The organism is Sphingopyxis sp. Root154 (genome assembly GCF_001427105.1).
GTDB lineage: Bacteria > Pseudomonadota > Alphaproteobacteria > Sphingomonadales > Sphingomonadaceae > Sphingopyxis.
Window position 1 is genome coordinate 1,306,932 of record NZ_LMGI01000002.1, and the last position, 11,479, is coordinate 1,318,410.

Here is an 11,479-nt window from a genome sequence, read left to right on the forward strand (position 1 = left end):
GTTTCAATTGAAACTATTATGATGGAGCGCGCCGTCCGAGTCAAGATCGGCGGAGATTACGCCGCCGCGCTCTCAAACGCTTCCAGCGCTTCGCTCGCCGCGACCCAGCGCACTTCGGCAGCTTCCTGCGCCGCGACGATCTTGCCGCGCCGCTGCGACAATTCGCTCATCGTCAGGCCCTTATATTCGCTCGCAGCGCCCTGCGGATCGAACATCGCGCGGTCGATTGCGGACAGCACGACCTCATATTTCGCGAGGTCGGCCTCGGCGTCCGAAACGTCCTTCTTGATCTTCGCCGCCGCCTCGCGCGCCGCCGCGGCGGCCTTGCGGTCTTCCTTCTTGTCGGCTTTCGACACGCGATCCTTTTGCGGGCCCTTGCCCAGGATCATGTCGACATAATCGTCCATGCTGCCGTCATATTCGCGCGCGGTGCCGTCATCGACGAGCACGAGCCGGTCGGCGGTGAGTTCGAGCATGTGGCGATCGTGGCTGACCAGCACCACCGCGCCCTCGAAGCCGTTCAGCGCCTGCACCAGCGCCTCGCGCGCATCGACGTCGAGGTGGTTGGTCGGTTCGTCGAGGATGAGCAGGTGCGGCGCATCGCGCGTGATCAGCGCGAGCGCGAGCCGCGCGCGTTCGCCGCCCGACAGTTTCGCGACCTGGGTGGTCGCCTTGTTGCCCGAGAAGCCGAAACGACCGAGCTGCGCGCGGATCGCGCCCTGCGTCTTGCCCTCCATCACGCGCGTCATATGCGCGAGCGGGGTGTCGCTGCCGTCGAGTTCCTCGACCTGATATTGGGTGAAATAGCCGACGCGCATCTTGCCCGACGCGGCCATAGCGCCCGCCATCGGGCTGAGCTGTGCCGCGAGCAGGCGTGCGAGCGTCGTCTTGCCGTTGCCGTTGCGGCCGAGCAGCGCGATCCGGTCGTCGGGATCGATGCGCAGATTGAGCCGCTGCAGCACCGGGCGTTCCGCGTAACCGACGCTCGCGAGGTCGAGCGTGATCAACGGCGGCTTGAGTTCGTCGGGGCTGGGAAAATCGAACGCCAGCGTCTGATCCTCGGCGAGCGCGGCGATCGGCTGCATCCGCGCGAGCATCTTCGCGCGCGACTGCGCCTGCTTTGCGGTCGAGGCGCGCGCGCTGTTGCGCGCGACATAGTCCTGGAGCTTGGCGCGCTGGGCGTCCTGCGATGCCTTGGCCGCGGCGAGCTGTGCCGCGCGTTCGGCGCGCTGGCGCTCGAACGAGTCATAGCCGCCGGTGTAGAGCGTGACCTTGCCGCCTTCGAGATGGAGGATGTTGTCGACGACATTGTTGAGCAGGTCGCGCTCGTGGCTGATCACGACGAGCTGCCCCGGATAGGCACGCAGGAAGTTTTCGAGCCACAGCGTCGCTTCGAGGTCGAGGTGGTTCGATGGTTCGTCGAGCAGCAGCAGATCGGGTTCGGAGAATAGCAAGGCCGCGAGCGCGACGCGCATCTTCCACCCGCCCGAGAAGCTGTCGAGCGGCTGGGCCTGCATCTCCTCGTCGAAGCCGAGCCCGATCAGGATGCGCGCGGCGCGTGCGGGCGCGGTATAGGCGTCGATCGCGATCAGCCGTTCGTGGATATCGCCGAGCTTGTCGGGATCCTGCTCGGTCTCCGACGCCGTCAGCAGTTCGGCGCGCTCGGTGTCGGCGGCGAGCACGGTGTCGAACGGCGTCGCCGTTCCGCTCGGCGCTTCCTGCGCGATATAACCGACGCGCGTCTTGCGCGGCATGTCGATGCTGCCCTCGTCAGCTTCGAGCTGGCCGATCATCACCTTCATCAGCGTCGATTTGCCCGCGCCGTTACGCCCGATCAGCCCGACGCGGCTTTTGGCCGGCAGGCTCGCGGTGGCACGTTCGAGGATGGCGCGCCCGCCAAGGCGTACAGTGATTCCGTTGATCGTCAGCATGGGCGCGCGCCTAGCATGTTGCGGCGCACAACCCAAGTCCCGGACTGGCGTATTGCGCGCGAGTGCGGCAAATGGGGAGCATGACCGGCCTCGCCCCCTTTCACATCGCTTTTCCCGTCGACGATCTGGACGCCGCGCGCCATTTTTATGGCAATGTCCTCGGCTGCTTCGAGGGGCGAAGCAGTGCCGACTGGATCGACTTCAACCTTTATGGGCATCAGATCGTCGCGCACCGCGTCGATACGCCGCGCGCATCGGCCGCGCATAATCCGGTCGACGGGCATGACGTGCCCGTGCCGCATTTCGGCGTCGTGCTGCCGCCCGCCGAATGGCAGGCGCTCGCCGAGCGGCTGAAGGCCGCGGGCACGACATTCGTGATCGAACCGCACACGCGCTTCCCCGGGCAGCCGGGCGAGCAGTCGACGATGTTCTTTCACGACCCGGCGGGTAACGCGCTTGAGTTCAAGGCCTTTGCCGACCTCGATCAGCTGTTCGCCAAATAAGGCTAATGCCCGCCGCCCATCGAAATCTGCTTCGGCCGCGGCGCAAACCAGACCGAGATCGCGGCGATCACGAACACGACTCCCGACGCAAGGAACAGGTGCAGCACCCCTAGCGTCGAGGCCTGTACCTCGACCAGCCGCTCGATCGCGGCGCGCGCCTGTTCGAGCGTCAGGCCGGCGCTTTGCAGCGACGTCATCGTCGCTTCGGTGTTGTTGAGCGACGACACCAATTCGGACCGCGACGTCCGGCTGGCATCGTCCCACGCGGTCGTCGCGACCGCGGTGCCGATTGCCCCGCAGAGCGTGCGCAGGAAGCTCATCAACCCCGCCGCCGACGTCTGATGCTGCGCGGGCACCGAACTCAGCGCGAGCGCGGTGAGCCCGACGAAGAAGAAGGGCATGCCGATCCCCTGCAGGATATGCGGCAGCGCGAGCGTCCAATAGCCGACATCGGCGTTCCAGCTCGCGCGAAGGACCGACATCAGCGCCATCCACAAAATGCCGCCCGAGATGGTGATGCGTACGTCGACCTTGGTCATCAGCCCCGCCGCAACGGGCGACAGGAGGACGGCGAACACCCCGAGCCAGGCGACGATAAAGCCCGTCTGCGTCGCGGTATAACCCGCGACCTGTTGCAGCCAGAGGGGCGTGAGTACGACCTGCGCAAAGAAGGCGCCGAAACCCAGCGAGATCGCCATCGTGGCGAAGGTGAAGCCGCGGAAGCGGAAGATGCGCAGGTTCACGACCGGATTGGCGTCGGTCAGCTCCCAAATTACGAAAGCGGCGAAGCTGATCGCGGAAACAACCGCGAGCCCGACGATCCAAACCGATCCGAACCAGTCATGCTCGCGCCCGGTGTCGAGCATGATCTGGAAGGCGCCGACCGACACGACGAGCAGGATCAGGCCGATCACGTCGATCCGCGCCCTGGCGCGCTTCGTCTCATATGGCGTCAGCAGGGTGAAGACGCCGAACGCGCAGATCGCGACGACCGGCAGGTTGATGAAGAATATCCACGGCCAGGTCCAGTTGTCGCTGATCGTCCCACCGAGGATCGGGCCGAGGATTGGCGCGGTGGTGGTCGTCATCGCCCAGATTGCGAGGCCGATTCCGGCCTTTTCCTTTGGAAAGATACGCAGCAGCAATATTTGTGACAGCGGCATCAGCGGGCCGCCCGCGAGCCCCTGCAGCACGCGGAAAAGCACGAGCGCGTCGAGCGTGCGGGAGACGCCGCAGAGGAAAGAGAAGATGCCGAAGCCGATGATCGAGATCATGAACCAGCGGACGGTGCCGAAACGCATCGCGAGCCAGCCGGTGAGCGGCACGCTGATCGCATCGGCGACTGCATAGCTGGTGATCACCCATGTTCCCTGGGTCGGCGAGACAGCAAGGCCGCCCGCAATATGCGGCACCGACACATTGGCGATCGTCGTGTCGAGCACCACGACGAAATTGGCGAGTGCCAGCGCGAAGGCGGCGACGATCAGCCGCGCGCCGGTCAGCGGCTGCGGTTCGGTCGGGACGCTGGCGGATAAGGCGGGGGCGGCGGCGCTGGCCATGACCTATCGACCGCGCGTGTCGATCGTGGCTTCCATCGACAGCCCGACGCGCAGCGGATGTTCCTCGAGCTGCTTCGGATCGAGCGCGATGCGCACCGGCAGGCGCTGCACCACCTTCACCCAATTGCCCGTCGCATTCTGCGCCGGGATCAAAGAGAAGGCCGCGCCGGTGCCGCCGGCGATGCCGATGACCTTGCCGCGATAGACGACGTCACCGCCATAATAGTCCGACACCAGTTCGACCGGCTGGCCGATGCGGATATCCTCGAACTGGCTTTCCTTGAAATTGGCGTCGACATAGGCGGTCGCGATGGGGACAAGCACCATGATCGGCGCGCCCGCGGCGATCCGCTGGCCGACCTGCACCTGCCGGTTGGTGACGATGCCGTCGACCGGCGCGCGCAGCACGGTGCGCGCAAGATCGAGCCGCGCCTTTTCGAGCCGTGCTTCGGCCGCCGCGACGTCGGGCGCGGTGTTGATCGTCGTGCCGCGCACGACGGCCTCGGCGGCGCCAAGGTCGCCGCTCGCCGAGCCGCGCGTCGCCTCGGCCGACGCGATGCCCGCGGCGGCAAGGTCGCGCGCGGCCGAAGCCGACGCGAGCGCCGCACGCGCCGCGGTCAGTTCTTCGCCCGACACCGCGCCGGTGCCCGCGATGCTCTCGCGCCTTGCCAGTTCGGCGCGGGCGCGCTCGACCGTCGCACTGGCGTCGCGCAGCCGCGCGCGGGCCTGCGCGATATCGGCGCCACGCGCCGAAACGCGCGCGCGCGCGGCATCGGCGGTCGCGTTCGCCTGCCCATAACGCTGGCGCGCGAGGCGCAGCGCCGCTTCGGCGTCGGCAACCGCGATGCGCTGGTCGGCGTCATCGAGGATGACGAGAATATCGCCCTTCTTCACCGCCTGTGTGCCGCTGACGCGCACTTCCTTGACGGGTCCCGAAACGAGCGCGGTCACCTGCGCCGAGTCCGCGCCGACATAGGCGTTGTCGGTGTGGACGCGTCCGGCTTGCGTCAGAAAATACCAGAGGCCCCACAGGACCCCGACCGTCACGACGACGATCGCGAGGATGCGCAGGAGTTTCTTCCGCTTGGCACCATTGACTTCGGGGGTAGTCTCGGGAGTGGGGGTTGCGGCTGCAGCCGTTTCGTCGGCCATCATTCGTCTCCTGTTGAGTTTTGCGCGCGATATCCGCCGCCAAGCGCGCGGATCAGGGCGATGTCGAGCGAGAGCTGGCGCGCTTCGAGGTCGGCGACGGCGCGGCTCAATGCCACCATGCTGTCCTCGGCGGTGAGCTGGACGATCTGGTTCGAGAGGCCGGCGCGGTAACGAAGTCCGGCGAGTTTCGAGGCTTCGGCGGCGGCGGCCAGCGCCTCGCGCCGCCCGACAAGCTGGCGTTCGCTCGCGGCGCGGCTGGCAACGATGTCGGCAACATCGCGCAGCGCGCCGATCAATGTGCGATCATAGGTCGCGACCGCCACGTCATAGTCAGCGCGCGATCCGCGATAGCGTCCCTGAAGGCGCCCGCCTTCGAAGATCGGCAGGCTGATTGCGGCGCCGCCATTGCCATATTCGGACCCCGATTTGAACAGGTTCGACAGGCCGAGCGACTGGAGCCCGACGAGCGCCGACAGGCTGATATTGGGATAAAAATCGGCGCGCGCGACATCGATACGCTTGGCGGCGGCTTCGGAGCGCAGCCGCGCCGCGACGATATCGGGACGTCGCCCGATCAGGTCGATCCCCGCATTGCCCGGCAGGCCGAGCGCCGGCCGCGCCATCTGCGGCCGCGCGATTGACAGGCCGCGGTCGGGCCCGCCACCGACGAGCGCGGCGATCCGGTTGCGCGTTGTCGCGATCGCTTCTTCGAGCGCCACAACGTCGGCGCGTGCCGAGGCGGCGCGGCTTTCGGCTTGCCGTTGGCTCGCCTGATTCTCGATGCCCGCACGCGCGCGCTCGCCCGACAGGTCGGCGCTCGCGGTGCGGACGCGCACAGCGTCATTGGCGACGTCGATTGCGTGATAATAGCCGGCCAGATCGGCGTAGGCGGCGGCGATCCCGGTCGTCAGCATCAGCCGCGCCTGCGCCTCGTCAACGCGTGCGGCTTCGGCTTCGGAGGTCGCCGCGGCAAGCGCCGCGCGGTTCCTACCCCACAGGTCGAGATCGAAACTGAAGGTCGCGGCGATATGGCCGGTGTCCTGGATGCCGTCGGGCACGAAATCGGGCGGGATGCCCATATTCTTGCTCTGCTGGACCCCGCCCGCGCTCGCCTCGGCGCCGACGCGCGGCAGCAGCGCGGCGCCCGCCTGCTGCGCCATCGCCTCGGCGACGCGAACACGCGCGGCGGCGATCGCGACATCGGGCGAGCCCTTGAGCCCCTCGCCGATCAGTGTGCCGAGTTGCGGGTCGTCAAAGCCCTGCCACCAGCCTTCGGCCGGCCATGCGCCTTCGGCACGGGCGAATGTGGCGCTCGATTCTAGCGACTCGGCCGCCGCCGGAACGGGCTCGGTGCCGAGATCGGGAACGCTTGCGCACCCGGCTAACAGACCGAAAACTGCGGTTGTAAGAAATAATGATCGGGGCATGGCTTCCAACGATACTAGCTGGTATCATGCGCAAATGAACTTCGGAGGAAGCGTTGTCAATCGAAATGATACCAGATAGTACGGCTGCACCTGACGATGCCGTGGCAATGCGCCGCAAGGCGTTCGTCGATGCCGCACGCGAGCTGTTCTTTGCGAACGGCTATGCCGGCACGACAATGTCGTCGATTGCGAGCAAGGTCGGCGGGTCGAAAACGACGCTCTGGACCTATTTCCCGTCGAAGGAGGATTTGTTCGCCGCGGTCGTCGACGACATCGTCGCCCAATATGGCGATGCGCTCGCGATCGATCTGCCGCTTGACGAGCCGGTTCCCGATGTCCTCCGCACCTTCGGCAATCTGCTAATGACCAAGCTGACCGCGACGCCGATCCTGTCGCTCTTTCGTCTCGTCGTCGGCGAAGCTGAGCGTTTCCCGCACCTTGCCGAAACCTTTTACGAGCGCGGTCCGCGTCGCGGCAAGGCGCGCGCGGCGATCTGGGTGGGCGAGAAAATGGTGCGCGGCGAACTGAGGATGGGCGATCCGATGCGCGCGGTGCAGCAGTTCACCGGCCTTTGCCAGTCGGGCATCTATCAATTCGCGATGCTCAATCTTCCCGAAAGCCGCGACCTCGATCGCCTTCGGGGCGATGTCGACGCAGCAGTCGACACTTTCTATCGCGCGTGGAGGCCCGACGACTAACCTCCCCCGCGGAAACTTGCTCCCCCTGCCCTCCTGTGCAATAGGCGCCGCCCCCCGACCGGGATTCCCAGCTACAGGAGCATGTCATGGACAAGGCGGCCGCGAGCGCGCTCGGCCTCGATTTCGGCACGACGAACAGTGTCGTTGCGCTGGCCGATGGCCGGGGCGGGACCGAGCTGGTCGCGTTCGGCGACGCGGGCGACGCGGTGTTCCGCTCGGCGCTCTGCTTCTGGGAAGAGGAACGCGGCTGGAACGGCATCGCGCATGAGGCGGGTCCGTGGGCGATCGACGAATATCTCCAGTCGCCGCTCGACAGCCGCTTCATCCAGTCGTTCAAGAGTGTCGCCGCGAGCCCGCTGTTCGAGCGCGCGATGATCTTCAACAAGCCGTTCCGCTTCGAAGATATGGGGCGCCTGTTCCTCCAGCGCCTTGTTGCCCATGCTGGCGGCGCGCTCGACGAGCGGCCGCGCCGGATTATCGTCGGCCGCCCGGTCGAATATGCCGGCGCCAGGCCTGATCCCGAACTCGCGCGCCAACGCTATGACGCGATGCTCGCGGCGTTCGGCACCGAAATCTATTATGTCCACGAGCCGCTCGGCGCCGCGCACAGCTATGCCTCGCGCCTGACCGAACCCGCGACGATCCTCGTCGCCGACTTCGGCGGCGGGACGACCGACTTTTCGATCGTCCGCGTCGCCGAACCCGGAAGCCCGCGCCGCTGCGTGCCGCTCGCGTCCTCGGGGATCGGCATCGCGGGCGATCGCTTCGATTACCGCATCGTCGACCGGCTGGTGCTGCCCCTGCTTGGCAAAGGCAGTAATTACCGCTCGTTCGACAAGCTGCTCGAGATTCCGGGCGGCTATTTCGCCGATTTCGGCGACTGGTCGCGGCTCGCGATGATGCGCAACCGCCGCACGATCGAGGAAATCCGCCGCCTGCAACGCGATGCCGAGCACCCCGATTTGATCGGCCGCATGATCGCGCTGATCGAACATGAGCAGGGCTTTCCGCTCTATGATGCGGTGGGCAGGCTCAAACGCGCGCTGTCGGGCAGCGATCACGCCGAATTTCATTTCGCCGGCGGCGGGATCGAGATCGGCGCCGACGTGCGGCGCGACGATTTCGAGCAATGGATCGCCGACGATCTTCGCCGTATCGAGGCGGCGATGGACCAGGCGCTTGCCCGCGCGGGCATCGCGCCCGACGCAATCGACCGCGTCTTCCTGACCGGCGGATCCTCGCTGATCCCCGCGATCCGCGCGATGTTCGACCGCCGTTTCGGCGAAGAGCGGATCGCCACCGGCGGCGAGTTGACCTCGATCGCGCACGGGCTCGCGCTGATCGGTGAGGAATCCGACCCGGCCGAATGGGCTGCCTGATCGGGAGATCGAACCCAGACGGGTGGTTATACCTGGGCTGGCGAGCGGTATCATCCTCGCGAATGTGGCGGTCCTCGCGCCCGATGCGCTGCTGGCCGCGAGGACCGTCGTCGAGGTCCACTGCAGAACGACCGAAGCACGATCGTCGAACGACGAATCCGCTTGTCCGCCTCGCCGGCGCCCGCACGCGCCAAAACGCAAAAAACCCGCCGTCCCAGAAGGAAGGCGGGCTTTTTGATGGTTGCGGGAGTAGGATTTGAACCTACGACCTTCAGGTTATGAGCCTGACGAGCTACCGGGCTGCTCCATCCCGCGTCAACCAGCTTGCGGGTCCCTGAGGGACCGGCAAAACAGCAAAAGGCCGGCATCGCTGCCGGCCTCTAACTTTGTGAATGGGTTTTCCTCTTTTCGACCTTACGCCGACTACAATGCCTGGCGACGTCCTACTCTTCCGGGACTTAAGTCACAGTACCATCGGCGCTGTCAGGTTTCACGGCCGAGTTCGAGATGGGATCGGGTGGGTCACTGACGCCATGGTCACCAAGCAATGAAGCCGGCGTGGGTCAAAAAGGGTTTCAATCGATGTCCGTGCAATATTTGTCTGATCAATCATCCACATATCGCGGACAAACCGGTCAGGCTTGTCGTTGATGGCGGGACTCTTAAGTGCGAATAGAGCAATTAGTATCGGTTAGCTCCACGCGTTACCGCGCTTCTACATCCGATCTATCAACGTGGTGGTCTTCCACGGCTCTAAGAAATCTTATCTTGAGGGAGGCTTCCCGCTTAGATGCTTTCAGCGGTTATCCCGTCCATACATAGCTACCCTGCTGCGCGGCTGGCGCCACGACAGGTACACCAGAGGTATGTTCAACCCGGTCCTCTCGTACTAGGGTCAACTCCTCTCAAATTTCGACGCCCACGGCAGATAGGGACCAAACTGTCTCACGACGTTCTGAACCCAGCTCACGTACCACTTTAATTGGCGAACAGCCAAACCCTTGGGACCTGCTCCAGCCCCAGGATGTGATGAGCCGACATCGAGGTGCCAAACGATTCCGTCGATATGAGCTCTTGGGAATCATCAGCCTGTTATCCCCGGCGTACCTTTTATCCGTTGAGCGATGGCCCTTCCACTCGGGACCACCGGATCACTATGACCGACTTTCGTCTCTGCTCGACTCGTCAGTCTCGCAGTCAGGCAGGCTTATGCCATTGCACTCTTGCAGACGGTTTCCAACCGTCCTGAGCCTACCATCGCGCGCCTCCGTTACTCTTTAGGAGGCGACCGCCCCAGTCAAACTACCCGCCACAGAGGGTCCCTGATCCAGTTTCATGGATCGAGGTTAGACATCAGAAAACAACAGGGTGGTATTTCACCTATGGCTCCACGTCAGCTGGCGCCGACGCTTCAAAGCCTCCCACCTATGCTACACAGTTCTTTCCTAATGCCACTCTGAAGCTGCAGTAAAGGTGCACGGGGTCTTTCCGTCTAACCGCGGGTACTCCGCATCTTCACGGAGAATTCAATTTCGCTGAGCATCTCCTGGAGACAGTGGGGAAGTCGTTACGCCATTCGTGCAGGTCGGAACTTACCCGACAAGGAATTTCGCTACCTTAGGACCGTTATAGTTACGGCCGCCGTTTACCTGGGCTTCATTTCGCAGCTTGCACCACTCCACTTAACCTTCAGGCACCGGGCAGGCGTCAGGCCCTATACGTCGTCTTGAAGCCGACTTAGCAGAGCCCTGTGTTTTTGCTAAACAGTCGCTACCCCCTGGCCTGTGCCCCCCACAACTGGTTGCCCAGATGTGGGGCCTCCTTCTTCCGAAGGTACGGAGGCAATTTGCCGAGTTCCTTCAGGAGACTTCTCTCAAGCGCCTTGGTATACTCTACCATCCCACCTGTGTCGGTTTAGGGTACGGTCTATAATGGAGGGGCTATTTCCTGGAACCTCTTCAAAGCCTGCTCAATCCAATAAGAGCAGACAATTTACGAGATCCGTCACACACCTCCAGGCCCACGAATATTAACGTGGTTCCCATCGACTACCCCCTTCGGGCTCGTCTTAGGGGCCGGCTTACCCTGCTCAGATTAGCTTTAAGCAGGAACCCTTGGGATTTCGGCGACAGGGCATCTCACCCTGTTTATCGCTACTCATGTCAGCATTCGCACTTCCGATACCTCCACGACCCATTACCAGATCGCTTCATCAGCCTACGGAACGCTCCGCTACCGCGTGTAGTAAACTACACACCCTAAGCTTCGGTGCACGTCTTGAGCCCCGTTACATTTTCGCCGCAGGAACCCTTATTTAGACCAGTGAGCTGTTACGCTTTCTTTAAAGGATGGCTGCTTCTAAGCCAACCTCCTGGTTGTTTTGGGATTCCCACATGCTTTACCACTTAGACGTGACTTGGGGACCTTAGCTGTAGGTCAGGGCTGTTTCCCTTTTGACGACGGACCTTAGCACCCGCCGTCTGTCTGCCAGATATTACTCATGGGTATTCGGAGTTTGGTTAGAATTGGTAGATCTCGCGACCCCCGCATCCATCCAGTGCTCTACCCCCCATGGTATTCGTCTGACGCTCTACCTCAATAGATTTCGCGGAGAACCAGCTATTTCCCGGTTTGATTGGCCTTTCACCCCTAAACACAACTCATCCGACAATTTTTCAACATTGAACGGTTCGGCCCTCCAGTGCGTGTTACCGCACCTTCAGCCTGGTCATGCCTAGATCACCGGGTTTCGGGTCTAATGCAACAAACTCATTCGCCCTATTCAGACTCGCTTTCGCTGCGCCTACACCTAACGGCTTAAGCTTGCTTG

The 11,479-nt window shown here is 63.7% G+C and carries 7 protein-coding genes, 1 tRNA gene and 2 rRNA genes (1 of these 10 running past the window's edge); 3 read left to right on the forward strand and 7 right to left on the reverse strand.

The window, feature by feature from the left end; translation table 11 throughout:
- Positions 1-56: 56 nt before the first annotated feature.
- On the reverse strand, positions 57-1,931 hold the full coding sequence (locus ASD73_RS11995; protein WP_056372609.1) for an ABC-F family ATP-binding cassette domain-containing protein: 1,875 nt from the start codon (positions 1,929-1,931) through the stop codon (positions 57-59).
- Between the two features lie 80 nt (positions 1,932-2,011).
- On the opposite strand from ASD73_RS11995, the gene ASD73_RS12000 reads away from it, so the two are divergent.
- Entirely contained in the window at positions 2,012-2,434 is a 423-nt protein-coding gene (locus ASD73_RS12000; RefSeq protein WP_056373564.1) for a VOC family protein, read from the forward strand.
- Between the two features lie 2 nt (positions 2,435-2,436).
- Here the strand turns inward: ASD73_RS12000 and ASD73_RS12005 are convergent, their stop codons facing one another.
- The 3 genes from ASD73_RS12005 to ASD73_RS12015 are packed head-to-tail and all read right to left on the reverse strand — an operon-like array spanning position 2,437 to position 6,572.
- The gene (locus ASD73_RS12005) at positions 2,437-3,993 is read right to left on the reverse strand and encodes a DHA2 family efflux MFS transporter permease subunit (RefSeq protein ID WP_056372611.1); all 1,557 of its coding nucleotides are present in this window, start codon (positions 3,991-3,993) and stop codon (positions 2,437-2,439) included.
- 3 nt (positions 3,994-3,996) lie between these two features.
- Positions 3,997-5,148: an HlyD family secretion protein gene (locus ASD73_RS12010; protein ID WP_056372613.1), complete on the reverse strand. Its 1,152-nt coding sequence runs from the start codon at positions 5,146-5,148 to the stop codon at positions 3,997-3,999.
- Positions 5,145-6,572 carry an efflux transporter outer membrane subunit gene (locus ASD73_RS12015; protein WP_056372615.1) on the reverse strand — a complete coding sequence of 476 codons (1,428 nt, stop codon included), beginning with the start codon at positions 6,570-6,572 and terminating at the stop codon, positions 5,145-5,147. Before ASD73_RS12015 ends, ASD73_RS12010 begins: the two co-directional genes overlap by 4 nt.
- A gap of 107 nt (positions 6,573-6,679) precedes the next feature.
- Here ASD73_RS12015 and ASD73_RS12020 point away from each other — a divergent pair, with 107 nt between their 5' ends.
- Together ASD73_RS12020 and ASD73_RS12025 are read left to right on the forward strand one after the other, a co-directional pair.
- Positions 6,680-7,270, forward strand: coding sequence for a TetR/AcrR family transcriptional regulator (locus tag ASD73_RS12020; protein ID WP_235534470.1), 591 nt, complete (start codon positions 6,680-6,682; stop codon positions 7,268-7,270).
- A gap of 86 nt (positions 7,271-7,356) precedes the next feature.
- Positions 7,357-8,649 carry an Hsp70 family protein gene (locus ASD73_RS12025; protein WP_056372619.1) on the forward strand — a complete coding sequence of 431 codons (1,293 nt, stop codon included), beginning with the start codon at positions 7,357-7,359 and terminating at the stop codon, positions 8,647-8,649.
- Between the two features lie 238 nt (positions 8,650-8,887).
- On the opposite strand, the gene ASD73_RS12030 is transcribed toward ASD73_RS12025, so the two are convergent.
- The 3 genes from ASD73_RS12030 to ASD73_RS12040 form a co-directional block, all read right to left on the reverse strand.
- A tRNA-Met gene (locus tag ASD73_RS12030) sits at positions 8,888-8,964 on the reverse strand.
- Positions 8,965-9,079: 115 nt separating this feature from the next.
- Positions 9,080-9,194 (reverse strand): 5S ribosomal RNA (rrf, locus tag ASD73_RS12035).
- 117 nt (positions 9,195-9,311) lie between these two features.
- Positions 9,312-11,479: ribosomal RNA gene (locus tag ASD73_RS12040) — 23S ribosomal RNA — on the reverse strand (it continues 625 nt past the right edge of the window).